Raw genomic sequence first — 24,751 nt, forward strand, 5'->3', positions numbered from 1 at the left:
GAGGCATTGATGAATCAGGTCCGCCGGCGGCCGGACGGGCGTCCGCTCGCGGCACGTTTCGCCGCCCTCCCGCCTCGCACGCGGTATGCTTCGGGGCACGCCGCGCGTCCGCAGCGGCCGATACAGACAACACCCGGAATACGGGCGCGCGATCGCATCGATCGCGCCTGCCCCTGACGATCGACGTGACTTACACCCTATCCGCTCCCCGTACGACCGAGCTCGAGATCCGCAAGAGCCGCTTCATCGCGTACGCGATTCCCGTGGACGACCGCGACGCCGCGATGCAGGTGCTGCAACGCCTGCGCGACGAGCATCCGGCCGCCACCCACGTATGCTGGGCACTGCTCGCGGGCGGCCAATCGGGGATGTCGGACGATGGCGAGCCTTCGGGCACCGCGGGCCGGCCGATTCTCGAAGTGTTGCGCCATCACGATCTCGATGGCGTGCTCGGCGCGGTCGTGCGTTATTACGGTGGCGTAAAGCTCGGCGCGGGCGGGTTGGTGCGCGCGTACACCGATGCAATCGCGTCGGCGCTGCTCGATGCCGAGCGCGTCGAGCGCCTCCGCTACGCGCGGCTCGCGATCGAGATCGGCTATCCCGAGGAAGCGCGCGTGCGCCGCTGGATCGAACAGGCCGGTTATGAACTGGTGGACAGCGCGTACGGGATGACGGTCAAGCTCGTGATCAAGCTGCCCGAGACCGCCGGCGCGAATGCGCGAACCGAGTTGTTCGACCTGACGCAAGGGCGATCGGGCTTTCCCGATCTGTGACGACCGGCAACCGCCCGCCCCGTCATCCCGACTGCCGGCAAGTTCCGCCGGGAAATCAGATACGCCCGACAGAAAAACCGCGCGCCGCATTGCACGGCGCGCCCGTTCACTGGATCGAATCCGCCCTGGCCGCTCAGTAAGTATCCGGCACGATCATGTTGTCCGGCACCGGCCGGCGGATGTAATCCTCGTGATGCACGCGCGGCGGCAGGTCGATCGGCGCGTGCGGCACCTCGTGATACGGCACCTGCTGCAGCAGATGGTGAATGCAGTTCAGCCGCGCACGCTTCTTGTCGACGGCCTGCACGACCCACCACGGCGCTTCCGGAATGTGCGTGCGCTGCAGCATCTCTTCCTTCGCGGCCGTGTAGGCTTCCCAGCGGCGGCGGCTCTCGAGATCCATCGGGCTCAGCTTCCACTGCTTGAGCGGATCCTCAATCCGGCTCTGGAATCGCACTTCCTGCTCGTGATCCGTGATCGAGAACCAGTACTTGACGATCTGGATCCCGCTGCGCACCAGCATCTTCTCGAACTCGGGCACCGAACGGAAAAACTCCTCGTACTCGTCGTCGGTACAGAAGTTCATCACGCGCTCGACGCCCGCGCGGTTGTACCAGCTGCGGTCGAACAGCACGATCTCGCCGCCGGCCGGCAGATGCGCCACATAGCGCTGGAAATACCATTGCGTCCGTTCGCGGTTGTTCGGCGCCGGCAGCGCCGCCACGCGGCAGACGCGCGGGTTCAGCCGCTGCGTGATGCGCTTGATCGCGCCGCCCTTGCCGGCCGCGTCGCGCCCCTCGAAAATGACGACGAGCCGGTGCCCCGTGCTCACGACCCAGTCCTGCAGCTTCACGAGCTCGCCCTGCAGCCGGAACAGCTCGCGGAAATACTCCTTGCGCGCCTCGCGGCGCTCCGGCGAGAACAGCAGGTCCTCGTCGCTGTCGAAGCGGCGATCGTCGAGCTCCATCTCGAGCTCTTCGTCGTAGGCGTCGACCAGATCTTCCTCGAAGCGGCGCTGGCGCGCCTCTATCGATTCCGTATCGGTGCGGTTGTCGGTCTCGGTACGGGTATCGTTGTCGCCCATGGGGCCTCCTTCCATCATTGACGCAGCCAAACGCCGACATTATCCCAGTGTCGCGGGTCAAATTCATGAAAAAGGGGCCGGCGCGCCGGTCAGAAGCGGAACGCGAGCAGCACGCTGGCCAGCACGGGGTTCGCGGAAATATCGAACGTGTTCGACGCGAGCTGCCGGTCAGGCTGGTCGATATCCAGCGTAATCTTCGTACGTAACGGGATGTAGGTCACCATCCCGGTGACCCAGAACTGGCGCGTGATCTGGTAGCTCGCGCCAATGGTGAACACCGGCTCCCACACGCTCTTCACCTTGGCCGACACGTTGGTCTTCCCCGACAGCAGCAGGTCGCCGCCGGCATCCCAGATGCGCTGGAACAGCGACGGGTCGAGCAGCAGCGACTGCAGGCTGCCGATGTCCGCGCCCGCCGCGAGCAGCCCGCCGAGCGACGCGAGCTTGCGCTGGAACACGGGATTCAGGTTCGTGTTCGTGAAACGCGTATAGCTGATGCCGATGCCCGCGAACGGGCGGAAACGGTCGTCCCGCTCGCCGAGGTAATACTTGAACACGACGGATCCGAGCCACGCACGCGTGGTCGCGAGCGGGTTGCTTTGCGTGTTCGCGAGATCGATCAGCGGAAAGCGGCCCTGGACGCCGGAAAAAATCCGGTCGAGCGGTAGCGCGATGCTGCCATGCCCGCGCAGCGTCAGCACCGGCGGAATGCCGGCGCCAAGTTCGGCCGCCCAGTGCTCCGAGACAAAATGCGTGAACGTGAACGCCAGCGTGTTCGTATTGCTGAGCGACAGGCTCGAACCCGCGTTCTGGAAACTGTTCAGGCCGAGCGCGTCGGTGCGCGTCGTCACGGGCGTCGAGCGGCCGGTCGTCCCGACGAAGTGCCAGCCGAGGCCGACCATGTTACGGTCGTCGCCCATCAGTTGCTCGAGCAAAGGCGGCGCCTGCGCGGCCGGCAGATCGGGCAGCCGCGATGGATCGACGGGATGCAGTTCGTACGGCATCCGGTCGGCGTGGACGACGCCGCCGGCCGGTGCGTCATCCGTCGCTGCATCGCGGGCCGCGGCCGGATCGCAGCCGCGGGCTGCGCCGTTGTCGTCGAAGCCGATACCGTCCGCGCCATCGTCGTGCGCTGCCGCGCATGCACGCCCCGCCTCGCGGGTTCGCTGGCCGAGCGTGATCTTGCGCGCCGTCAACGGGACGGCGTCGGGTTGCGGCACGTCGACCGAATCGCCGCGTCCGCGGCGCGCCGGCCTCGCATCGGTCGCCCATGCGCTCGCATCGAACCCGTCCGCATCGCCGCCCGGCCAGAAGCCGATCCCGTCGGCGCCGGCCTGCCAGCGTGGCTCGGCGTCGCCGTCCGGCTGCGGCGCGCCATGCGCGGCCGCCGCGCACGCAAACAGCGTCGCGCCGAGCCAGCGCGAAAGCGGGCGCGCGGCGCCCGGCCACGCGCGGCGGCGGCCCTTGTCCCGGCTCACCATCGGCTCAGGCCGGCACGCCGAACAGGCGTTGACGGATGCGGTACAGCGGCTCGAACAGCCATTCGAGCAGGCTGCGCCGCTCGAGCACGATGTCGGCCTTCAGCATCATCCCGGCCCGCAGCGACAGCGGCCGACCGTCGAACGACGGCGTGCGGTCGGCGAGCTCGACCCAGGTCTTGAAGTAGGTCTGCGGCGCGGCGGCATCACCCGGCAGGTTCAGCTCCTTCGCGGAAAACGCAACGGGCGAGATCGACAGCACCTTGCCGCGATAGGTGCCGAACTTCTCGACCGGATAGCTTGCGTACGCAACCTTCACTTCCTGCCCCTTCTTCACGAAGCCGGCCTTCGACGACGGAATGTAGACCTCGGCGATCAGCCCGTCGGCTTTCGCGGGCAGGATCTCGACGACACGCGTGCCCGGCGGGTCGATCACGCCGCCCTGCACGACGTCGAGCCGCACGATCTGCCCGTCGGCCGGTGCGTACAGCACCTGGTTCACGTTCTCGTCGATGTTGTATTCCTTCGCGTTCAGCTCCTCCTGCTTGATCTTCAGTTCCGCATTCGCGCCGTCGTACTTGCTCTGCATCGTGTCGAGGTCGCCGCGCAGCTTCATCGCGTTCTTCGCGAGTTCGGCGCGGCGCAGCAGCAGGTCCTGGTACGCCTGCCCGGCCTGCAGGTACTGCGTGTTGACCTGGTTGTACTGTTCGAGCGTCACAACCTGTTCATCGAGCAACTGCTTCACGCGCGCGCGCCGTTCGCCGTACTCGTCGACGATGCGCTTCTGGTCCTGGATCTGCCGGTCGATCAGCCCGCGGCTTTCCCCCTGCGCGGCGATCTGCTGGTTGATCTGCTGCACCGACGATTTGTATTCGAGCCGCGCCGCGTCGATCTGCTGCGTCACCTCGACGCGCTGCCGGTCGAGCGCCGCGCGCATCCCCTGCACGTTGTTCGCCTGGCTGACGAAGCTCGTGTCGCGCGTCACCGCGAGCAGCCGCTGGCCGGCCTTCACGTGCTGGTCCTTGCCGACGTAGATGTCGCGTACCGCCCAGCCCGGCGGCGCACCGACGCCGATCAGCCCCGAGCGCGGCGTCAGCATCCCCGACACGCTCTCGGTGTTCGCGTAGCTCAGTTCGACGAGCGCAATCACGAACATCGCGAACATCGCGAGCGACAGGTAGCAGAAGAAGCGCATCGACACCGGCACGTCGACGACGCCGTGGATCACGGTGCCGAAGGTCGTGCCGCGCGCGAGCTTGCGCGACGGCTTCTGTTCTCGGAGGGCGGAGTTCCAGGTCGGCATGGGGCGGGCTCGTCAGGAGCGACGCCGCGCGGCCGCATCGAGCAGCGGCGTCGGCATCAGGTAAGGCGTGAAGTGTTCCCAGAAATGCCACTGCTCGGGCTGGCGCACGAGCGCCTGCTCGAGACGGTCGACGATGCGCTGGTGCGTCGCGCGCACGGGCGACGCGTCGTCGTCCGCGCCGAGCATCGGCGCGAGCGGGCGAGCTGCGAGCTCGGTGAAATGCACCGCGCAGCGGTCGCGAAACGGCACGCCCGTCGCATAGGCGACGAGCAGCGGAATCCCCTGCTCGACCGCGAGCTTCACGCCGCCGCCGGCCATCCGCACCCAGCGCCCGCCGAGCCGGCAGCGGTTGGTCTTGCCGAACTTGCCGTGCAGGTCGGAGAACAGCAGGAACACCGGCGCCTCGCGCCGCAGGCTCGTGACCAGCCGGCGCAGGTGCACGCGCTCCTCGATGTCGATGAACTCGACTTCGCCGGCGCCGTATTCGGCGACGAGCCGCAGCGCATCGTCGAAGAACGCGCCGGGCGCATCCCGGTGCAGGATCACCATCAGCTTGCGGTCGTCCGGAATCATGAAGCGCAGCTTCGTGACGAACAACATCAGGTTGCCGAAGTGCAGCCCCGCGAGCATCAGCGGGCCGCCGCGCGCGAGTGCCGCCTGCAACTGCTCGTCGCCTTCGCACGCCATCCCGTCGATCATCGACTTCATCGATTCGAGGCTGTGCGTACGCAGCTTGAGCCCCGCGAACTCGGCCTCGAACAGTTCCCGCACGATCGCCGCCGACACGTCCCGCACGCGTCGCGGATCGTCGTTCAGGTGCGCGCTCAGCATGTATGCGACCGCGCGCTCGATCGACTCGCGAATGCACGGAAAGCAGCGCAGGCATGCGCCCGAGCACCAGCGCATCAGCCGCAGCCCGCGTGCCGGCGACGTGCGCAGCGCGACGGCGCGCACCGCACGCCGCACCAGGAACGCATACGAGAACGGATTGAGCAGAAAGAGTCGTCCGAGCATCACCGTGTCTCCTCGGCCGGCCGCCATGCGCCGGTCGCATCGATCAATACGCCGTCCTGCATCTCGTAGATCCGGTCGACCATCGACAGGATCGACGCGTCGTGCGTGACGAGCACGATCGTGCACGGCAGCGTCAGCACGTTGCGGCAGATCTCGTGCGTCGTCGTCTGGTCGAGGTTCGACGAAAATTCGTCGAGGATCAGCAGGCGCGGCTCGCAGTACAGCGCCCGCGCAATCAGGAGCCGCTGCATCTGCCCGGCCGACAGGAACTTCTGCGTATCGCCGAGCGGCGTGTCGTAGCGATGATCGAGCCGCTCGATCTCGTCGTGAATGCACGCGAGCTTCGCCGCGTCGAACATCGCGCCGAGCCGCGGCGCCGGTGCGAAGTTCGTGATGTTGTCTCGGATCGTCCCGCGAAACAGCTGGTCGGACTGCGTGACGGCCGCGAGATGCTTGCGGTACTGCCGCAGGTTCACTTCCGCGAGATCGACGCCGCCGACGAACAGCGTGCCGGGCTCGGGCCGCACGAGCCCGCAGATCAGGTTCAGCAGCGTGGTCTTGCCGCTGCCGGTGCGGCCGACGATCGCGATCTTGCCGCCCGCCGGCACGTCGAGCGCGATGTGGCGCAGGATCGGGCGGTTGCCGCCCTTCGGCGTGTACGACAGCGCGCGGATCGACAGCGCGCCGTCGAATCCGTCGACCGGCCGCACGACCGCGTCGGGCGCGGGCTCCTCGGTCTCGGTCTGCAGCACGTCCGCGACGCGGTCCATATGCACCTGCAATACCTTGCGGCGTACATAGAGCTGGATCGAATCGATGAACTTGTCGGCGAACAGGTTCTTGTACTGGATGAACGCGTAGATCACGCCGATCGTGCTCTGGCCGTGCATCACGAGCCACGCGCCGTACGTGACGATCACGAGCTGCTCGACGTGCACGATCCCCTTCGATACCGCGTCGAACAGCAGCTGCAGCCGCTCCTGCTGGCGCATCGCCTGCAGCTTCTGCGTGAACGCGTTCACCCACAGGCTGCTGCGCGCAGTCTCGGCCGACAGCAGCTTGATCGAGTGCGCGGAGCGGATGTTCTCGATCAGCAGCGCATCGGCTTCGGCGCCGCGCGTGAGGATCTGCGACATCGCGTCCTGGAGTTGCGGCTGGATCGCGAGCCGGCTCAGCGCGAACAGCACCATTCCGGCCAGGCTGATGCCGGCCAGCACCGGGCTGTAGTACAGCATCAGCACGAGCGTCAGCGTGCAGGTGACGATATTCAGCAGCCCGCCGACCAGCCCGTCGACGAGAAAGCGCCCGACCTCCGACACCGACGACACGCGCGAGATCGAATCGCCCGTGTTGTGGAACAGGAAATAGCCGATCGGCAGCCGCGCGAGATGCCCGACCATGTTCGCGGACAACTGCTGCGACACGATGTTGCGCAGGTAGCTCTTGATGTTGCCGACGAGGTTCGCGTAGAGCGTGTCGAACAGGAACACGATCGCGAACAGGATCGTCAGCAGGTACAGGATGTCGACGTCGGTCTTCTTCAGCGCCTCGTCGATCGTCAGCTGCACGTACGACGGGCCGAGCAGCAGCAGGAGCTGCGCGGCGACGCCGCCCGCGATGCCGATCGCGAGGCTCTTGCGGATACCGGTCAGCCCTTCGAGGTAGTCGCGCAACCGGATCCGGTCGGCCTGCCCCGCCCGCGTGAAGCCGATGTCCGGATTCAGTTCGAGCGCATAGCCGGTGATGTGCGTGAGTGCCTGCGCGAGCGGCAGCTTCGTTTCGCCGAGCGCCGGATCGACGATGTGCACGCTGCCGTAGCCGACCTTCGTCAGCACGACATAGTGGTTCATCCCCCAGTGCAGGATGCACGGCGTCTTCAATGCATCGAGCTCCCCCGCGTCGAACTGCAGCCCGCGTGCGCGCAGGCCGAGATCGTTCGAGATCTCCATCAGGTCGAAGAACGACAGCCCGGAATCGATCCGGACGGGATAGCGGTTGCGCAGCGTGCGCAACGTCGTTTCGCGCCCGTGCCACGACGCGATCATCGCGAGGCAGGCCAGGCCGCACTCCGTCACCTCGTCCTGCAGGACCGGACGGACTTTACGCGTATTGAATAGCATGTCGGGCACCCGGGGCGCGACGACGCGCCGCCCGGGCCAGCCGGTAGCGGGCCCGTGGCGGGTCGTGCGCGATACGCATGGGCGCAGCCGGCACGCTGCCGGCTGCGACGGAAGATCGGTGTTACCGGCTGCTGGGCGGGCCGCTCAGCGCGACGAGCCGAGCGACATCCGGAACTGCTCGACAGCGCGGGCCTGGTACTGGGTCATCAGGCCCTGGAGGGTGGTCCCGATCGACTGGTTGACGAGATCGACCGTATAGGCGGCCGAATTGGAGTAAAGCGACGCGCCGCCGCGAATCTGGCGGGCCTGTTCTTCCGTGATGTCTCGCATTTATTGTGGCCTTTATATTGTCGGAATGCCCATTACCGTCAGCCAATTGCAATCTCAACGGCCGTTCACTTTATTACGTTGATAATCCGGCACTCCTGCCTCCTGATAATCGCCCGAACCGAAAAGAATGCATTTCGGATTCGTTTTATTTCCACTGCGGCGATCGATTCTTTTCCTTCTGTTTCGCAGCATTTCGCGCGGGGGGCGCCTCCCCGCGCACGGCGGTTACTTGCCGGTGTTATTGAACGTCTTCGGGTTCTGCAGGTAATTGCCGAGGCTCGGCAGGAACTGGCCGAGTGCGGTCACCACCGGCGCGGCGTCAACGGCGAGGCTACCCAGCGAGCTGATCGCACCGCCGCCATGCACATTCCTGACCTGTTCCGTCGTCATGACCTTCATCATTCTCTCCTCGTAAAAAATAAAGATGATGCAAAGAACCTTCATTGAAAGACAAACGGCTTTTAATCCCTAGCGACTTGTTAATCTAATAATCACCGCGATTACGAGCCGAAATCAGGCTATCATGCGAGCGCATCGGAATTCAATGGAGGACACACTCTTACAGGCGCGTTTTCCGATGCGCGACGGATGGAAGGCATTCATGCTGTTTGAATTTCAATTTCAAGACGTTTAAATCCCGCCGCAATGCGTTGCGGCACGGGCAGGAGACGGAGACGGCCATGTTTGAAACGAGGCGCGCGAATGGCGGATCGGCGACGCAGAATGCGGGTAATTCCCTATCAAGTTTTCCAACTAGGTGGAATCCCCGACTTGCAACCATGACATTGTTCGCTGTAACGATGGCAGGCATGGCGGCGAACGCGCATGCGTTCTGCCTCGACAGCGCCTACCAGTACGCCGCCGTGCACGATCCGCGCTACCTGCAGGCGCGCAGCGAATACGATGCGGCCCGCCAGAAATTCCCCGAGGCACGCGCGCAGATGCTGCCGCAGGCCGCCGCGCAACTCGAATGGGGGCGCTACGGCACGCACGCGAACCTGTTCGGCATCGACGTCAGCGGGTCGAGCAATGCCGCATACGGTTCCGCGCAGGTCACGCAGGCGCTGTTCAACGTGCCCTACCTGTACGACATGCGGCGCGCGACCGAGTACGAGGAAGCGGCGAAGCAGAAGCTCGAGGTGGCGAGGCAGGACCTGATCCTGCGCGTCGCGAACGCGTGCTTCGACCTGCTGAGCGCGCGCGAGAAACTGCAGTCGGCCGACGACGAAGTGAGCGCGCTCACGCGGCTCGAAAGCGATACGCGACGCATGGCGCAGCTCGGGATGAAAACGATCGGCGATACCGCCGAGATCGAAGCGCGCCGCAGCCTCGCCGAATCCGACGAGGCACTTGCACAGACCGACGTCGACGCGCGCCGTGCACGCTACGAGACGCTGCTCGGCTCGACGATCGATTTCTCGCGCTGGCCGCGGCTCGCGATGCGCGGGTCATCGCCGCGCATTCCGTCGGGCGAATACGCGCCGCAGGACAACCCTGCGTACCGGCAGGCCTATCGCGACGTCCAGGTCGCGCGGCTCGCCGCGAAGCGCGTCAGCGCCGAGCATCTGCCGACCGTCGACCTGTTCGCGTCGTATTCGCGCGGGCTCAACCCCAACCTGCGCGGGCTCACCGATCGCTCGGACTTCCATCAAAGCGCATTCGGCGTGCAGGTGACGATCCCGATCTTCTCCGGCGGCAGCGTGTACTACCGGCAGGTCGAGGCCGAACACGTGACCGAGCAATACCGCAACCGGCTGCGCGAGGTCGAGGAGCAACTGGGCACCGATCACCGTGAGGCGCTGTCCGCGCTCGAATCGGTCGGCAAGCGCATCCGCGCGCTGCAGCAGTCGCTGCAGGCCGCGCGGCTCGCGTACGATTCGTCGATGAAGGCGCACCAGGTCGGCTACAGCACGACGTACGAAACGCTGAACCTGCGGCGCGACATTTCGGGCATCCGGCAGAAGCTGTTCGACAGCTATCTCGATGCGTTGAAGCTGCAGTTGAAGCTGAAAAGCGTGCTCGGTACGCTCGACGAACAGTCGCTGATCGCGGTGGACAGCTTCCTCGAAAGCAACGCGGCGAGCGATCGCGGCTGAACGTGGGACGACGCGCATCGCGCATGCCACGAAAGGCTGGACGCGCAACCGTGTTCGTCGTGTCGATGCGCCGGCACGACGAATACCGGCGCCGCATCGCGCAGCTCGAACAGCGCGCGATGTCCGTGCGCGCACCGCAGGAAACGAAGACGCAGCTGATACAGCACAACGCAATCAACGAGGAAGAGGCGTACCAGCAGATCCGCTCGCAGGCGATGGAGCGGCGCATCGCGATCAACCCGCTCGCCGGGCAGATCGTCCAGGCACACACGCTGCTGAAGCAGCGACGCCGCCCCGCCCGGCGCGCGTCAGTCGGGCGGCGGCAGCACGACCGTGTCTTCCGGCCCGAGCACGCGCCCGTCCTGCGAACGCAGCTCCAGTTTCCTGACCGGAAGCCCGGTTTTCCGGTCGACGAGCAGCACGTGCGCCTCGTCCGGTTCGAAGAAGAAATCCTCGCCCCACTGCCGCAGCGCGACCAGCAGCGGAAACAGCCCGCGCCCCTTTTCGGTCAGCACGTATTCGTGATGCGCGCCACCGTCGGCGGCCGGCACGATGTCCATGATCCCGTGCGCGACCAGGTTGCGCAGACGGGCGGCCAGGATGTTCTTGGCCAGCCCGAGGTTCTTCTGGAATTCGCCGAAGCGGCGCAGCCCGTCGAACGCATCGCGCACGATCAGCAGCGACCACCAGTCGCCGATCGCGTCCAGCGGGCGGGCAACGCCGCAAAGGGAATCTTCGTGCGTGGTTCGTCGGTTCATCGATGCATGCGGCGTGTTGAAATGAATGGTTGCAATATAAAACCTGAATGCCAAAAGATCAATCGCGCGAGCCCGACTGTTCACGGTCGATGAACGGCACGGAGGTTTCGGTCTTGATTGGCGTGAAATTCACATGATTTGAACGATAAACCTCGTCACGTTCTCTTTCACCGCTTCACCACGCATCGACACCTCCACCCACCGGCGGTCGACCGGATCACGCTGATGGTTGCAACTTGAAACCTCATGCTCTACGCTTCTGTTTGGTTTCAATTTGAAACCAACCTGTCCGACTACCCGAAGGAGCATGCGATGATCCGGCCCGATGCCACGTTCGACGGCACCTTTCCCTTCGCCCCGCATTTCGACGATACATCCGGCTTCCGGATGCACTACGTCGACGAAGGTCCGCGCGACGGCGAAACTGTCCTGTGCCTGCACGGCGAACCCACGTGGGGTTATCTGTTCCGCCATCTGGTGAGTGCGCTGAGTCCGGCGCACCGTGTCGTCGCTCCCGATCACATGGGATTCGGCAAAAGCGCGACGCCGCAGGACCGCAGCTACTGGCTGCAGGATCATGTCGACAACCTGGAGCGCTTCGTGCTCGCGCGCGGCCTCGATCGCATCACGCTCGTGATGCACGACTTCGGCGGCCCGGTCGGCATGGGGCTTGCCGCGCGGCATCCGGATCGGATCCGGCGCATCGTGTCCGCGAACGGGCCCACGCCGTTCGGCCAGCCCGACCTGATCGAGCGCCTGAACGCGAACGGCCGCGATGCGCCGTGGTTCCAGTGGATCACGCGCGCGGCGGCAGACGATACGCTGGAGACGGTGCTCGGGCAGCTCGGCTTCAACATCCTGAGCACGCTGAAGCTGAACGGGTTCGAAAATCACGCGATCATCAACGACACGTGGATCGCCGCATACGGTGCGCCGTTCATGCATCCGGCGGATTGCCTCGGCGCGATCGGATGGGCCCGCGGGTTTGCCGCCGGCACGCATCGGTTCGAGGCGCCCGATGCGGCGGCGCTGCGCGCGATACGCGAAAAACCCGCGCTCGCGATCTGGGGAGACGCCGACCGAACGCTCGGCGCCGAACACGTCCTGCCGCTCTTCACGGCACTGTTTCCGTCCGCGCCCGTCGAGCGGCTGGCAGGCGTCGGACATTACTGCTTCGAGGATGCGCCCGACGCCATCGCGGCACGCATCGCCGGATTCATCCGGACCACCGGCTGAATGCGCTCCGCAGCGGGCACCCGACACCCGCCGCGGAACGCCGCGTGCGCGGCCGCCTTCGCAACCGCGCAGGCCTCCTTCACGTCAGTGGATGACCCGCGTCACGCCACGCCCGCGCGGGTCGGCCATCGCTTCCGGCGTCTTGCCGTCGATCTTGATCACCTGGATATCGCCGCTGAAATCCTGCCCCTTCAGCGTATAGCCGCGCGCCTCGATCTGCTTCGCGAGTTCGCCTTCGATCGGGTGGTACGGCTCCCAGAAGATCGTGTTCGGTGGCAGCAGCTGGTGATGGAAACGCATCGCGCCGACCGCTTCCTTCAACGGCATCTTGAAGTCGTAGATGTTGTTGATCACCTGGAAAATCGACGTGAAGATGCGCGAGCCGCCCGGCGTGCCGATCACGAGCGACACCTTGCCGTCCTTCGTCATGATCGTCGGCGACATCGACGACAGCGGGCGCTTCTTCGGTTCGATCGCGTTCGCGTCGCTGCCGACCACGCCGAACATGTTCGCGACACCCGGCTTCGCGGAGAAGTCGTCCATCTCGTCGTTCAGCACGATGCCCGTGCCGTCGGCGATCACGCCCGAGCCGAAATAGCCGTTGACCGTGTAGGTGTTCGACACCGCGTTGCCCCACTTGTCGACCACCGAGAAATGCGTCGTTTCAGCCTTCTCCGGCATCGTCGTGCCGAGGCCCGGCTGCACGCTCTTGGTATCCGACGGCTCCTTCGGGTTGACCTCGGCCGCGCGCTTCGCGATGTACGCGTTGTCGGTCAGCTGTGCGATCGGCACCTTGTAGAAATCCGGATCGCCGAGATACTGCGCACGATCGGCGAACACACGCTTTTCGATTTCCGCGACGAGGTGAATGTACTGCGGCGAGTTGAGCTTCACGCCCTCGAAGTCCTGCTTGAGGTCGGCCTTCATCTTCAGCAGTTGCACGAGGCCGATGCCGCCCGAGCTCGGGGGCGGCGCGGTGATCACGTCATAGCCGTTCCACTTCGCCTGCACCGGCTGGCGCCACACCGCGCGGTACTGCGCGAGATCTTCGGTGGTGATGAGCCCGTTGCCGTCACCGGTCTTCATCGATGCGGCGATCAGCTCGGCCGTCTTGCCCTTGTAGAAACCTTCCGCGCCATCGTTCGCGATGCGCGTGAGCACGTCGGCGAGGTCAGGCTGCTTGAAGTTCACGCCGGCCTTCAGCCCGGAGAAATACTTGTCGAAGTTGGTCTTGCCGCCGAACTCCTTCGATGCGTCGACACCGCGCTGCGCGAGCTGTTCGTCGACGACGAAGCCGTCGCGCGCATAGTGGATCGCCGGCGCGAGCACCTGCTTCCACTTCAGCTTGCCGAAGCGCTTCTGCGCTTCCCACATGCCCGCGACCGTGCCCGGCACGCCGACCGCGCGCGGGCCGTACAGGCTCATGCCCTTGACGACATTGCCGTCCTTGTCGAGATACATGTCCTTCGTCGCGGCGAGCGGCGCACGCTCGCGATAGTCGATGAAGTACGGCTTGCCGTCCTTGTAGATCGTCATGAAGCCGCCACCGCCGATGTTGCCGGCTTCCGGATACGTGACGGCGAGCGTGAATGCGATCGCGACGGCCGCGTCGATCGCGTTGCCGCCTTCCTTGAAGATCCGCTCCGCGGCATCCGCGCTGTACTTGTCGGCCACCGCAACGGCCGAGCTCGTCAGGACGGCCGGTTGCGGCCCCTTCGCATAGGCGGGCGCGTTCGGCAGGAAACCGATGCCGGCCACCGTCGCGAGCACGACAGCGGATGATTTGAAGCGATTCAGCGTAGTCATTGCATGTCCCCCATGTGGATCTCCTTCAGGCAGGAAAAGCACCTGTTCCGCTCATGGCGGCCGGCGCGCCGACGGCCATATCCGGATTCGTAGTATAGGGGGACAAAAAGGGTCGAACACGTGGCGTGTAGCGAAAGCACATCCGTCGTGTGCGCGCGGTCATGCTGCGGTTTCAAAACAGGCATGCGAATCGGTCGAAATTGCTCGCGGTGCACGTCCGCAGTGCACGTCCGCCGTGCACGTCATTACGCAACGCACAAAACCGAAAGTTGCGAACTACGCAGCGGGCCACACGACACGCGCAAAAAAACCTGCAACCGTCCCTCCCGCTGCACGAGCCGATCTGCGAAGATAGCGCCCCGCTTTCGCGCCGCATCATTTTTTCGTTCACGCGCCGCTTCACGTTTCTTCGTCTCGCTTCCTATGGCATCACACAATGCGCATCATGCATCCGGCTTCGCAGCCGGCGTCGCCGCCGCCGTCCTCGTCGCACAAACCGGCGCCACGGGCCCGTGGCACACCGGCATGCTCGCCGCGTTCGCGGCGGGCGTCGCGGGCGGCACCGCGCCCGACTGGCTCGAAGTCGCATGGTGGAGCCGCAAGCGCCGCCTGTGGATCACCCATCGCACCGTCACGCACTGGGGCATCGGCTGGATCGCCCTGCTTGCGCTCGGGTGGCACGGGCTCATCCATCATCCGCATCCGCTGTGGGCCGCACCGCTGTTCGGCTTCGCATGCGGCGGCGTGATGCACCTGCTCGCCGACTGGCCGAACCCGCTCGGCGTGCCGTGGATCTGGCGGCGTCATTCGCTCAACCTGTGGAACAGCGGGCATTGCGACCTGATCGTCGTGGCCGCCGCATGGGGCGGCACGCTGTGGCTCGCGCAGTCGCTGTGGTCGCGTGCGCCGCTGCTCGAGCACTGGCTCGGCTGGCTGCATCGCGTTTAGTTGCAATTTGACGCAATTCGGCGTGCTATCGGCATGCCGGCGCGCATGCAACTTTCCGTTCGTTGAAAGTGCTGCGCAGGCGCCCATCCGGATCCGATTCGCCGACACGCGTGCCCGGCATGCACGCGCGACGTCTGGCACACTGACGATTCGATTCGTGCGCACGCCTTCCGTGCGCTTGCACCCCATTTCAACGCTCCGATGGACGTCACCGCTACCCGCCCTGCCGCCAGTGCGCTCGATGTATTCCACCCGGCCGTCGCCGCGTGGTTCCGGCGCACGTTCGCCGCGCCCACCGGCGCGCAGGCACTCGCGTGGCCGCACATCAAAGCCGGGCGCTCGACGCTGGTCGCCGCGCCCACCGGCTCCGGCAAGACGCTCACCGCGTTCCTGTGCGCGCTCGACGATCTGGTGCGCGATGCGCTCGCGCACGACGGCACGCTGCCCGACGCGACGCTCGTCGTCTACGTGTCGCCGCTGAAGGCGCTGTCGAACGACATCCACGTGAACCTCGATGCGCCGCTTGCCGGCATCGCCGAATCGCTCGCGCAGCTCGGCCTGCCGGTGCCGGCGATCCGCACCGCCGTGCGCACCGGCGACACGACGCAGGCCGAGCGCGCCGCGCTGCGCAAGCGCGCGCCGCACATCCTCGTCACGACACCCGAATCGCTGTACGTGCTGCTGTCGTCCACGTCGGGGCGGCAGATGCTGTCGAACGTGCGCTCGGTCATCGTCGACGAAATTCATGCACTCGCGTCGTCGAAGCGCGGCAGCCACCTCGCGTTGTCGCTCGAACGCCTCGACGCGCTGGCCGGCCGCGCGCTCCCGCGTATCGGACTGTCGGCCACGCAAAAGCCGATCGACGCTGTCGCACGCTTCCTGGTCGGCGGCCCGGCCGACGCGCCGCGCGACTGCACCATCGTCGACACGGGCCACACGCGCGAGCGCGACCTCGCGCTCGAACTGCCGAACGTGCCGCTCGAACCCGTGATGGCAACCGACGTGTGGGAACAGGTGTACGACCGCATCGCCGGGCTCGCGGCCGCGCATCGCACGACACTCGTGTTCGTCAACACGCGGCGCACCGCCGAGCGCATGGCGCGCCATCTCGCCGACCGGCTCGGCAAGGAAGCGATCGCCGCACATCACGGCAGTCTCGCGAAGGAGCACCGCTTCGATGCCGAGCAGCGCCTGAAGCGTGGCGAACTGAAGCTGCTCGTCGCCACCGCATCGCTCGAGCTCGGCATCGATATCGGCGACGTCGATCTCGTCTGCCAAGTCGGCTCGCCGCGCGGGATCGCACCGTTCCTGCAGCGCGTCGGCCGCTCCGGGCACCATGTCGGCGGCGTGCCGAAGGGCCGGCTGTTTCCGCTGTCGCGTGACGAACTCGTCGAATGCGCCGCGCTGCTCGATTGCGTGCAGCGCGGCGAACTCGATACGTTGCGCATTCCCGAAGCGCCGCTCGACGTGCTCGCGCAGCAGATCGTCGCCGAAGTGGCGTGCACGGAATGGCAGGAAGACGCGCTGTATGCAAGCTTCACGCGCGCGGCGCCGTACGCGCGGCTCACGCGCGAGCGCTTCGACGAAGTGATGACGATGCTCGCCGAAGGCTTCACGAGCCGCCGCGGCGTGCGCGGCGCGTACCTGCATCGCGACGTGGTCGGCGGCACCGTGCGCGGGCGCCGCAACGCGATGATGACCGCAACCACCTCGGGCGGCACGATCCCCGACATGGCCGACTACGCGGTGCTGCTCGAACCGCAGGGCATCCAGGTCGGCACCGTCAACGAGGATTTCGCAATCGAGAGCCTGGCCGGCGACGTGTTCCAGCTGGGCAACCAGTCGTACCGGATCATTCGCGTGGAAACGGGCCGCGTGCGTGTCGAGGACGCGCAGGGCCAGTCGCCGAACATTCCGTTCTGGCTCGGTGAGGCGCCGGGGCGCAGCGACGAGCTGTCGGCGGCGGTCGGCCGGCTGCGTGCGCGGCTCGACGGGCTGTTCGCCGACGGTGACCGGCAGGCGCTTGCCGAAGGCGGTGAACGCGCTGACGGCGATACCAGCCGGAAGACCGCCGCTGCAGTCAAGGCTGCGGCCCAAACCAAGACCAGGGGCGGTGCAAAATCCACGCCGCGCGTCGAGCCTGAAGCCGAAGCCGAAGCCGAAGCCGAAGCCGAAGCCGAAGCCGAAGCCGCGATCAGTATGCGAAACGACGTCGCCCTTGCCATCCCGGCCAACGGCCGCCTCGCGCCAGCATTGCGCTGGCTCGTCGACGATCTGCACCTGTCGCCCGACGCCGCGCACCAGATCGCCGACTACCTCGCGCGCACGCGCGCCGCGCTCGGCACGCTGCCGACGCAGGACACGCTCGTGATGGAGCGATTCTTCGACGAATCGGGCGGCACACAGCTCGTGATCCATTCGCCGTTCGGCAGCCGCATCAACCGCGCATGGGGGCTCGCGCTGCGCAAGCGCTTCTGTCGCAGTTTCAACTTCGAGCTGCAGGCGGCCGCGACCGACGATGCGATCATCCTGTCGCTGTCGCTCGCGCACAGCTTCGCACTCGACGAAGTGTGGCGCTACCTGCGTTCGGCCAGTGCCGAGCACGTGCTGGTCCAGGCACTGCTCGACGCGCCGATGTTCGGCGTGCGCTGGCGCTGGAACGCGACGACAGCGCTCGCTCTGCCCCGCTTCACGGGCGGCAAGCGCACCGCACCGCAACTGCAGCGGATGAAGAGCGAGGATCTGCTCGCGACGGTGTTCCCCGACCAGGTCGCATGCCTCGAGAACATCGTCGGCGAACGCGAGATCCCGCATCATCCGCTCGTCGACCAGACGCTCGACGACTGCCTGCACGACGCAATGGACACCGACGGCTGGCTTGCGCTGCTGCGCCGAATCGAAAGCGGCGCGATCGAGCTCGTGGCGCGCGACCTGCCCGCGCCGTCGCCGCTCGCGGCCGAGATCCTCAATGCGAAACCGTACGCGTTCCTCGACGATGCACCGCTCGAGGAGCGCCGTACGCAGGCCGTACAGTCGCGCCGCTGGAGCGATCCCGAATCGACCGACGATCTCGGCGCGCTCGACGCCGACGCGATCGATGCGGTGCGCGACGAAGCATGGCCGCTCGTGCGCGACGCCGACGAAATGCACGACGCGCTGCTCACGCTCGCGTGCATCGCCGATCGTGAAGCACAGGTACACGAAGGCTGGCCCGACCGGCTCGCGGAACTCGCCGAACGCCGCCGCGCGACGAAACTCGTCACGCCCACCGGCGCCTCGCTGTGGGTGCCGGTCGAACGGCTCGTGTGCCTGCGCACCCTGCATCCCGACGCGCGCATCGCGCCGGCGCTCAAGGTGCCGGCTGCCTGCGCGCAGCCGTGGGAAGCGGATGCCGCACTCGTCGACGTGATCCGCGCGCGGCTCACCGGCTTCGGCCCGCTTGCCGTCGATGCGATCGCGACACCGCTCGGCCTGCCGCCTGCGTCGATCGCGACAGCACTCGCGGCGCTGGAGCGCGAAGGCTATGTGATGCGCGGCCGGTTCACGCCGGGCGCCACAGCGGACGAATGGTGCGAACGCCATCTGCTGGCGCGCATTCATCGCTATACGGTGAAGCGGCTGCGCCGCGAGATCGAGCCGGTCGAGCGCGCCGATTTCATGCGCTTCCTGTTCCATTGGCAGCACCTGACGCCCGACACGCGCGGCACGGGGCGCGATGCACTCGCGGCCGTGGTCGAACAGCTCGAAGGCTACGAGGCCGCGGCAAGCGCATGGGAAGACGCGCTGCTGCCCGCGCGGCTCACCGACTACATGGCGGGCGGGCTCGACGAGCTGTGCCGCTCGGGCAAGCTCGTATGGACGCGCATCGGCGCACCGGCGCGCGCGGCCGGCACACCCGTGAAGACGACGCCGATCGTGCTGCTGCCGCGCCGCCACCTCGGCGCCTGGCAGGCGCTGCGCGACCCCGACGCGCAACCGGCGCTGTCCGCGCGGGCCGCACAGGTGCGCGCCGCGCTCGCCTCGCACGGCGCAATGTTCTTCGACGCGCTGCTCGACGACCTGCACATGCTGCCCGTCGAACTCGAACAGGCGCTCGGCGAGCTCGTATCGGCTGGGCTCGTGAATGCGGACAGCTACGCGGGCCTGCGTGCGCTGCTGAAGCCGGCCGTCAAGCGCAGCGCGACCTATTCGCCGCGCACGCGGCGCGGCGGCGCGCTGATCGGCGGGATGGACGACGCGGGCCGCTGGGCGCTCGTGCAACGCCACGCGCCGCCGGACGATGCACCGGCGCCGAAACGCGGTCAGGCCGCGACCGACCCCGACGCGCTCGAACACATCGCGTGGACGCTGCTGCGCCGCTATGGCGTCGTGTTCTGGCGGCTGCTCGAACGCGAAGCCGACTGGCTGCCGAGCTGGCGCGAGCTCGTGCGCGTGCTGCAGCGCCTCGAAGCGCGCGGCGAGATTCGCGGCGGACGCTTCGTCGCCGGGCTCGCGGGCGAACAGTTCGCGCTGCCCGAAGCGATCCCCATCCTGCGCGAACTGCGGCGGCAACCCGGCGACGGACAGTACGTGTGCGTGACGGGCGCCGATCCGTTGAATCTGGCCGGCACGCTGCTGCCCGGCGACAAGGTGCCGGCGCTGGCCGGCAATCGCGTGCTGTTCCGTGATGGCGTGCCCGTCGCATCGCTGGTTTCGGGGGCGTTCCACTACGCGCCCGAACTGTCGCCCGCCGCACGCGAAGATGCCCGCCTGCGGCTCGCGCGCCACTACTGACATCGGCTGACACGCGGCACTGCACGGACTACTGATCGCCGGGCCGCGCTGCCGTCATCGTTCGGGTAGCATCGAACGATTTCCGCGCGGACTCGCGCGATCGAACACAACAAGACTTCCGGAGACTGCTGTCCATGCCCTCGCATGCCGACTCGCCCGCCGCTCATCACGCGGGCTCGCTGACGATTTTCCAGGGCGCCGCGCTCTATATCGGCGCGGTGCTCGGCACCGGCGTGATCGCGCTGCCCGCACTGGCTGCCGAGGTCGCAGGCCCGGCTTCGCTGCTCGCATGGGCAGCACTGGTCGTGCTGTCCGGGCCGCTCGCGGCCACCTTTGCCGCACTCGGCGCGCGCTATCCCGATGCCGGCGGGGTCTCGACCTACGCGCGGCGCGCATTCGGGCCGAAAGCCGCGGCGATCGTCGGCTGGTGCTTCTACTTTGCGGTACCGGCCGGCGCGCCGGCCGCCGCCATGTTCGGCGGCGCATACGTCGCGGCCGTCACGGGCGGCGGGCACACGACCGTCGTCGTCACGGCTGCCGCGCTGATCGCGACCGTGTCGGCCGCGAATGCATTCGGCGTTACCGTGTCGGGCCGCATGCAGCTCGTATTGTCGGCGCTGCTCGTCACGCTGCTGCTCGCCGCGGTGCTCGCCTCCGCGCCGCATGCGCACACCGCGAACCTGCATCCGTTCGCGCCGCACGGCTGGCTTGCGGTCGGCCAGGCTGCCGCGCTGCTCGTATGGAGCTTCGCCGGCTGGGAAGCGATCACGCATCTCGCGGCTGAATTCCGGCGGCCCGCGCACGACATGCCGCGCTCGGCCGGGATCGCGGTCGTGGTGGTCGGGTTCCTGTATCTGTCGGTCGCCGCCGCGAGCGTGACGGTGCTCGGGCCGTCCGCGGGCGCATCGGGCGCGCCGCTCGCCGAACTGATCGCGGGCGGCATCGGCGGTCATGCGCAGGTGCTGGCCGCCGCGGCCGCGCTGCTGCTCACGCTCGGCACGATGAACGCGTATTTCGCGGGCGCGGCCAAGCTCGGCGCGGCGCTCGGGCGCGACGGCGCGTTACCCGCGTGGCTCGCGCAAGGCAGCCAGGTCGGCGGCGTCCCGCGCCGCAGCCTCGGCGTGATTGCCATGCTCGCAGCCATCGCACTGGCCGCGACCACGCTGTCGGACGTCGGGCCGAAGCCGCTCGTGCTCGTCACGTCCGGGTGCTTCGTGATGGTGTATGGGCTCGGCGCGGCCGCCGCGCTGAAACTGCTGCCGCGCGGCAGCATCGCGCACCGTTGCGCATGGATTTCGCTGGTCGCGGTCGCCGGGCTGTTCCTGACGACCGGCTGGTACATCCTGTGCCCGCTGCTGCTCGCGGGCGGTGCGCTGCTCTATCTGCAAGTGGCCGGGCCGCGCCGGTAATCCCGCATGTGCGCGCCGGCCGGCACTCGCCCGCTTGCGGCGACGCACCGGCGCATGATGACCGAACCGCTGGCGGGATTGCCGGCCATCCCGCCGTGCGCATCATGCGCATGGGCGTGGACGCGCGCCGTACACCGATTCCTCACGCCCGTCAGGCGGGCACCAGTTCGAAGCTGAGCCGTTTGCCGAGCGCGGCGGCCGCGCTCGCGAGCGTGGCCAGCGTGAGGCTCGTGTCGGTTTCGTCGAGCAGACGGTTGAGCGCGGCGCGGCTGGTTTTCATCCGCGCGGCCATCGCGGTTTTCGTGATGTGCTGTGCCTTCATTTCCTGCCCGATCTGCCAGGCGATCACGCGCTTGATCGCGGTGGCGGTGGCCGCTTCGAGACTGCCATCCTCGTCGAGGAAGGTATCGAAATCGCTGCCGATATGCGGATTGTTCGTGGTCGTCATGGGGTACTCCAGTGCATGGCGTTGCCGGCTGCCTGACCGTCGAAGACGGTACATTCCGGTGCAACCGGGAAATTCAGATGGTGCGCATCAGCGCTTTCAGGCGCGCGACGGTGACATCGAGATCGTCCGACGGCGTGGCCCGCGACTGCTTGAAGAAGCCGTGCAGCAGGACCATCGCGTCGCCGACGACCGTAAACAGCACGCGAGCGCTCCGCCCCGGCAGCATCACGCGGATCTCCCACAGATCCTGCGCCATCTTCCGGACCAGCGGCATGCCGAGTTGAACGGTCTTGATCTCTTCGCCGATCACCCTTCGCTCCGCTTGCCCGAGCGCCTTCAGCCATTCGCGCACCGGCTCGTTGCCACGGGCCGTCTGGAAGAACCGCACGCCGAGCGTGACCTGGATCTGCTGTCTCGTCATCGTCTTGACACCTATCGCACCAAAATCGGTACGATATGCCAAGCACCACGAGGCGCGCTACTGACCGGATGGCCAACCTGGCAGCCGAAAGCGGGAAACCGGATCGGGCCGCGCCCGCCGCGTGCCCCGCTGGTTCAACCGTCGCGACGAGTCGGCTTGCGCACCGCGCGTGACGTCCCGTGCGTGCGCGTCTGGCCGAACCGCGACCGCGCGATGTCGCGCACGGCGTCGATCAGCGTCCGCGCGACCGGCGACGGCTGCGCATCGGTGCGCAGCACGAGCCCGACCGGCTCGTCGGTGCCGGCCGACGGCAGCGGCAGGCGTGCCAGCGCCCCGGCCGACAGATCGTATTCGGCCGCATAGAGCGGCACGAACCAGACCGCGTCGTTCTCGAGCGCCAACGCGCGCGCGACCGATATCGACAGCACCTCGATGAACGAATCCAGCGGCGGCGCGCCGCAGGCGCCGAGCAGTTGCTCGGCCGACTGGCGGATCAGCGTGCCGAACGGCGGCAGCACGACCGGATAACGCGCGAGCTCGGCCGCCGGCGCCGCGCTCGACAGCAGCGGATGCCCGGCACGCACGACGGCGACGAGCGGCTCGTTGTACAACTGCTCGAACGCGAGCCCGATCATCCGCTCCGGCTCCGACAGCCGCCCGATCGCGCACTCGATCGCGCCGGACTTCAGGCGCTCGAGCAGATCGGCGTTCGCGGCCGTCGCGATCCGCACGACGATGCGCGGCCAGCGCGCGGCGAGCGCCTTCATCAACGCGGGCGCGAGCGATGCCGCGACAGTCGGCAGCATGCCGATTTCCAGCGTCGCGGCGGCGGCGCCGCCCTCGCGCGCGAGCAGCCCGACGCCCTGTCGCAGCGCCAGCACGCACGCGTTCGCATGCGGCATGAACAGCTGCGCCTCGCGAGTCGGCTGCGCGCCCTGCCGCCCGCGCTCGAACAGCTTCACGCCGAGGATCGCCTCCAGTTCGGCGATCGTCTTCGAGACGGCCGGCTGCGTGATCGACAGGCTTTCTGCCGCCTTCTGCACGCCGCCCAGCTGCGCGACCGCGAGAAAGCACTGCAGGTGCCGGAACTTGACACGGCCGTCGGCGATACGGTTATTCATAACGAGTGGTTATGTGATTGACGATGAAATGCCATTTTGCATAACTTTCCGGATAGTCCCAAGTATTCGACGATACGTCACGCATGGCGCCGCAGCGCCTGGAAACCGGCCGGCTCCCACATCCGCTTCGCGATCAGCAAGCTGGTCCCGCGCTTCTGCGCGAGCGGTGCGGACGACGATTCCGCATGCAGCGCGGCCGCCTTGCTGCGCAGCCGGCGCAACTCCAGTTCGAGCTCCGCGGACGCGGCCTCCGTCAGCATCCCCTGCGAGAACGTCATCGTCTCGCCTTCCCCGTCGAAGCGGCTGTCGAGGAAATCGCCGAGCGCATGCGCATGGAAGTAACGGCGGATCGGGCCGCCGGGCAGCCAGTCGAAGTCGCGCGCGACGCGCACGCGAATCCGGTCGCCCGGCAACAGCGCGACGACGTTCATCCGGTCGAGCATCAGCAGGTATTTCACGCACTCGGCCTTCGTCACCTGATAGGCCGACACGATGTCCTGCACGGTCCAGTAGTTGATCGCGCAGACCGCAACGAGCAGCAGCTTGTCGTCCGACACGAGCAGTGCCTCCTGCTGCTCGGTCAGCACGCGCAGCCTCGGCGCCGACGCGGAAGCCTCCTGCACGAGCTCGGCCAGCGTATAGCCGAGCAGTTGGGCGATCTCCACGACACGCTCCAGCGTGAAGCGGCCGCTGGCGAACAGCCGCTTCACGCTGGTCTCGGAGACGTCGAGCGCACGCGCGACGTCGCGGTAGGTCATGCCCTGCGCCTTCAACTGGCGCTTCAGCATTTCGATGAGTTGGGCGGTTTCGGTCATTTTGGTATCGAAAAATGATGCTCCAGGTCAGATATTAGGCTACCTGACCAGGGACATGAACACTTTTAGGTACTTGTCTGCATAATCCGCTCCGTGCTGTCACCGAACGACGGAACCGAAATGACCACCCGAACCGAAACCGCCACCTACGAATCGCACCTCACCGCCCCGCGCGATGCCCGCGACACGGATCGCACGATGCCGCTCGCCACGGTCCGCACGCTGGCCGCCAGCGCGCACGTCGGGGATCTCGTGTTCATCCGCGTGGCGGCGAACGCACCGCGCGAGGCGGCAGGCACGACGGGCGCGTGGGCCAATCGCTTCGGCATCGTCGTCGATACGTCCGGCGACGAACCGGTAATCGCCGAATCCGCGTTTGCGTGGACGAAGCTCACGCCGCTGTCGCGCTTCGTCGCCCGTACCGACGGCGGACGCATCGCGCTGGCACGCCGCGTCGCGGCACCGACCGCCGATGCGCAGCGCCAGGTGCATGCAACCGCGGAACAACGGATCGACGCGCTGCTCGGCAACCGCTTCAACCTGCGGACGCGGCGCGGGTTCTGCTCGAGCTATGTGAGCGACGTGCTCGGTGCCGACCGGGCCGCGACACCGGCCGCATTGCTGCGCAGCGGCACGCTGTCACTCGAATTCGACGGGATCGTGTTCGATCCCGGCCGCCAGTCATAACGGGCGCGCTCGGGGAGACCGGATAACAACAAGAACGAAAACACAAAAAAGCAGCGACGGGCTGGCTGGAGGGCCGTGCACGGGGTCGTCACCGACGACGCGAAGCCCGATCGCTTTTTCCGCCGGACAGG

At 67.1% G+C, this 24,751-nt stretch carries 20 protein-coding genes; 7 read left to right on the forward strand and 13 right to left on the reverse strand.

The features are described 5' to 3' along the window. Window positions 1–185: 185 nt before the first annotated feature. Entirely contained in the window at window positions 186–773 is a 588-nt protein-coding gene (locus B7G54_RS03655; RefSeq protein WP_085037787.1) for an IMPACT family protein, read from the forward strand. Between the two features lie 133 nt (window positions 774–906). On the opposite strand, the gene ppk2 is transcribed toward B7G54_RS03655, so the two are convergent. The 7 genes from ppk2 to B7G54_RS38920 all read right to left on the reverse strand — a co-directional run bounded on the left by ppk2 (window position 907) and on the right by B7G54_RS38920 (window position 8,501). Beyond that, on the reverse strand, window positions 907–1,857 hold the full coding sequence (gene ppk2, locus B7G54_RS03660) for a polyphosphate kinase 2 (RefSeq protein WP_085037788.1): 951 nt from the start codon (window positions 1,855–1,857) through the stop codon (window positions 907–909). Window positions 1,858–1,946: 89 nt separating this feature from the next. Continuing rightward, the gene (locus B7G54_RS03665; RefSeq protein WP_085037789.1) at window positions 1,947–3,338 is read right to left on the reverse strand and encodes an OmpW/AlkL family protein; all 1,392 of its coding nucleotides are present in this window, start codon (window positions 3,336–3,338) and stop codon (window positions 1,947–1,949) included. A 4-nt stretch (window positions 3,339–3,342) separates the two neighbouring features. Further along, window positions 3,343–4,638 (reverse strand): HlyD family secretion protein, encoded by a 1,296-nt coding sequence (locus B7G54_RS03670; protein ID WP_085037790.1) that lies wholly within the window; start codon window positions 4,636–4,638, stop codon window positions 3,343–3,345. Window positions 4,639–4,650: 12 nt separating this feature from the next. Next, window positions 4,651–5,655: a lysophospholipid acyltransferase family protein gene (locus tag B7G54_RS03675; RefSeq protein ID WP_175130422.1), complete on the reverse strand. Its 1,005-nt coding sequence runs from the start codon at window positions 5,653–5,655 to the stop codon at window positions 4,651–4,653. Then, window positions 5,652–7,772 (reverse strand): peptidase domain-containing ABC transporter, encoded by a 2,121-nt coding sequence (locus B7G54_RS03680; RefSeq protein ID WP_085037791.1) that lies wholly within the window; start codon window positions 7,770–7,772, stop codon window positions 5,652–5,654. Before B7G54_RS03680 ends, B7G54_RS03675 begins: the two co-directional genes overlap by 4 nt. Before the next feature lie 144 nt (window positions 7,773–7,916). Beyond that, entirely contained in the window at window positions 7,917–8,102 is a 186-nt protein-coding gene (locus tag B7G54_RS03685) for a hypothetical protein (RefSeq protein WP_021159490.1), read from the reverse strand. 225 nt (window positions 8,103–8,327) lie between these two features. After that, window positions 8,328–8,501, reverse strand: coding sequence for a hypothetical protein (locus B7G54_RS38920; protein ID WP_006495012.1), 174 nt, complete (start codon window positions 8,499–8,501; stop codon window positions 8,328–8,330). A 380-nt stretch (window positions 8,502–8,881) separates the two neighbouring features. On the opposite strand from B7G54_RS38920, the gene B7G54_RS03690 reads away from it, so the two are divergent. Further along, on the forward strand, window positions 8,882–10,198 hold the full coding sequence (locus B7G54_RS03690; RefSeq protein WP_425266445.1) for a TolC family protein: 1,317 nt from the start codon (window positions 8,882–8,884) through the stop codon (window positions 10,196–10,198). Window positions 10,199–10,506: 308 nt separating this feature from the next. Here the strand turns inward: B7G54_RS03690 and B7G54_RS03700 are convergent, their stop codons facing one another. Next, window positions 10,507–10,956 (reverse strand): winged helix-turn-helix transcriptional regulator, encoded by a 450-nt coding sequence (locus tag B7G54_RS03700; RefSeq protein ID WP_027791380.1) that lies wholly within the window; start codon window positions 10,954–10,956, stop codon window positions 10,507–10,509. Window positions 10,957–11,268: 312 nt separating this feature from the next. On the opposite strand from B7G54_RS03700, the gene B7G54_RS03705 reads away from it, so the two are divergent. Beyond that, complete coding sequence (locus B7G54_RS03705; protein ID WP_085037792.1) at window positions 11,269–12,192, forward strand: alpha/beta fold hydrolase; 924 nt, start codon at window positions 11,269–11,271, stop codon at window positions 12,190–12,192. An 84-nt stretch (window positions 12,193–12,276) separates the two neighbouring features. On the opposite strand, the gene ggt is transcribed toward B7G54_RS03705, so the two are convergent. Then, on the reverse strand, window positions 12,277–13,998 hold the full coding sequence (ggt, locus tag B7G54_RS03710; RefSeq protein WP_085037793.1) for a gamma-glutamyltransferase: 1,722 nt from the start codon (window positions 13,996–13,998) through the stop codon (window positions 12,277–12,279). Between the two features lie 423 nt (window positions 13,999–14,421). On the opposite strand from ggt, the gene B7G54_RS03715 reads away from it, so the two are divergent. The 3 genes from B7G54_RS03715 to B7G54_RS03725 all read left to right on the forward strand — a co-directional run bounded on the left by B7G54_RS03715 (window position 14,422) and on the right by B7G54_RS03725 (window position 21,128). Then, a complete protein-coding gene (locus B7G54_RS03715; RefSeq protein ID WP_085037794.1) occupies window positions 14,422–14,946 on the forward strand; it encodes a metal-dependent hydrolase in 525 nt (174 codons plus the stop codon). Between the two features lie 201 nt (window positions 14,947–15,147). Further along, window positions 15,148–19,719: a DEAD/DEAH box helicase gene (locus tag B7G54_RS03720; RefSeq protein ID WP_085037795.1), complete on the forward strand. Its 4,572-nt coding sequence runs from the start codon at window positions 15,148–15,150 to the stop codon at window positions 19,717–19,719. 134 nt (window positions 19,720–19,853) lie between these two features. After that, window positions 19,854–21,128 carry an APC family permease gene (locus B7G54_RS03725; RefSeq protein ID WP_085037796.1) on the forward strand — a complete coding sequence of 425 codons (1,275 nt, stop codon included), beginning with the start codon at window positions 19,854–19,856 and terminating at the stop codon, window positions 21,126–21,128. 151 nt (window positions 21,129–21,279) lie between these two features. Here the strand turns inward: B7G54_RS03725 and B7G54_RS03730 are convergent, their stop codons facing one another. The 4 genes from B7G54_RS03730 to B7G54_RS03745 all read right to left on the reverse strand — a co-directional run bounded on the left by B7G54_RS03730 (window position 21,280) and on the right by B7G54_RS03745 (window position 23,933). After that, window positions 21,280–21,576, reverse strand: coding sequence for an XRE family transcriptional regulator (locus tag B7G54_RS03730; RefSeq protein WP_085037797.1), 297 nt, complete (start codon window positions 21,574–21,576; stop codon window positions 21,280–21,282). Window positions 21,577–21,649: 73 nt separating this feature from the next. Further along, window positions 21,650–21,997, reverse strand: a complete 348-nt coding sequence (locus B7G54_RS03735; RefSeq protein ID WP_085037798.1) for a type II toxin-antitoxin system RelE/ParE family toxin — start codon at window positions 21,995–21,997, stop codon at window positions 21,650–21,652. Between the two features lie 134 nt (window positions 21,998–22,131). Beyond that, window positions 22,132–23,118, reverse strand: coding sequence for a pca operon transcription factor PcaQ (gene pcaQ / locus B7G54_RS03740; RefSeq protein ID WP_085037799.1), 987 nt, complete (start codon window positions 23,116–23,118; stop codon window positions 22,132–22,134). 77 nt (window positions 23,119–23,195) lie between these two features. Then, on the reverse strand, window positions 23,196–23,933 hold the full coding sequence (locus B7G54_RS03745) for a helix-turn-helix domain-containing protein (protein WP_085037800.1): 738 nt from the start codon (window positions 23,931–23,933) through the stop codon (window positions 23,196–23,198). Between the two features lie 120 nt (window positions 23,934–24,053). Between B7G54_RS03745 and B7G54_RS03750 the strand changes: the two genes are divergently transcribed. Continuing rightward, complete coding sequence (locus tag B7G54_RS03750; protein ID WP_085037801.1) at window positions 24,054–24,620, forward strand: YiiX/YebB-like N1pC/P60 family cysteine hydrolase; 567 nt, start codon at window positions 24,054–24,056, stop codon at window positions 24,618–24,620. The last annotated feature ends 131 nt before the right edge of the window (window positions 24,621–24,751 follow it).

The organism is Burkholderia puraquae (assembly GCF_002099195.1).
Lineage (GTDB): Bacteria > Pseudomonadota > Gammaproteobacteria > Burkholderiales > Burkholderiaceae > Burkholderia > Burkholderia puraquae.

Coding starts and splice junctions, on each gene's coding strand:
- ppk2 (WP_085037788.1), bottom strand. CDS start 1,857: ATGGGCGACAACGATACCCGTACCGAGACCGACAACCGCACCGATACG.
- B7G54_RS03665 (WP_085037789.1), bottom strand. CDS start 3,338: ATGGTGAGCCGGGACAAGGGCCGCCGCCGCGCGTGGCCGGGCGCCGCG.
- B7G54_RS03670 (WP_085037790.1), bottom strand. CDS start 4,638: ATGCCGACCTGGAACTCCGCCCTCCGAGAACAGAAGCCGTCGCGCAAG.
- B7G54_RS03680 (WP_085037791.1), bottom strand. CDS start 7,772: ATGCTATTCAATACGCGTAAAGTCCGTCCGGTCCTGCAGGACGAGGTG.
- B7G54_RS03685 (WP_021159490.1), bottom strand. CDS start 8,102: ATGCGAGACATCACGGAAGAACAGGCCCGCCAGATTCGCGGCGGCGCG.
- B7G54_RS38920 (WP_006495012.1), bottom strand. CDS start 8,501: ATGAAGGTCATGACGACGGAACAGGTCAGGAATGTGCATGGCGGCGGT.
- B7G54_RS03690 (WP_425266445.1), top strand. CDS start 8,882: ATGACATTGTTCGCTGTAACGATGGCAGGCATGGCGGCGAACGCGCAT.
- B7G54_RS03700 (WP_027791380.1), bottom strand. CDS start 10,956: ATGAACCGACGAACCACGCACGAAGATTCCCTTTGCGGCGTTGCCCGC.
- B7G54_RS03705 (WP_085037792.1), top strand. CDS start 11,269: ATGATCCGGCCCGATGCCACGTTCGACGGCACCTTTCCCTTCGCCCCG.
- ggt (WP_085037793.1), bottom strand. CDS start 13,998: ATGACTACGCTGAATCGCTTCAAATCATCCGCTGTCGTGCTCGCGACG.
- B7G54_RS03715 (WP_085037794.1), top strand. CDS start 14,422: ATGGCATCACACAATGCGCATCATGCATCCGGCTTCGCAGCCGGCGTC.
- B7G54_RS03720 (WP_085037795.1), top strand. CDS start 15,148: ATGGACGTCACCGCTACCCGCCCTGCCGCCAGTGCGCTCGATGTATTC.
- B7G54_RS03725 (WP_085037796.1), top strand. CDS start 19,854: ATGCCCTCGCATGCCGACTCGCCCGCCGCTCATCACGCGGGCTCGCTG.
- B7G54_RS03730 (WP_085037797.1), bottom strand. CDS start 21,576: ATGACGACCACGAACAATCCGCATATCGGCAGCGATTTCGATACCTTC.
- B7G54_RS03735 (WP_085037798.1), bottom strand. CDS start 21,997: ATGACGAGACAGCAGATCCAGGTCACGCTCGGCGTGCGGTTCTTCCAG.
- pcaQ (WP_085037799.1), bottom strand. CDS start 23,118: ATGAATAACCGTATCGCCGACGGCCGTGTCAAGTTCCGGCACCTGCAG.
- B7G54_RS03745 (WP_085037800.1), bottom strand. CDS start 23,933: ATGACCGAAACCGCCCAACTCATCGAAATGCTGAAGCGCCAGTTGAAG.
- B7G54_RS03750 (WP_085037801.1), top strand. CDS start 24,054: ATGACCACCCGAACCGAAACCGCCACCTACGAATCGCACCTCACCGCC.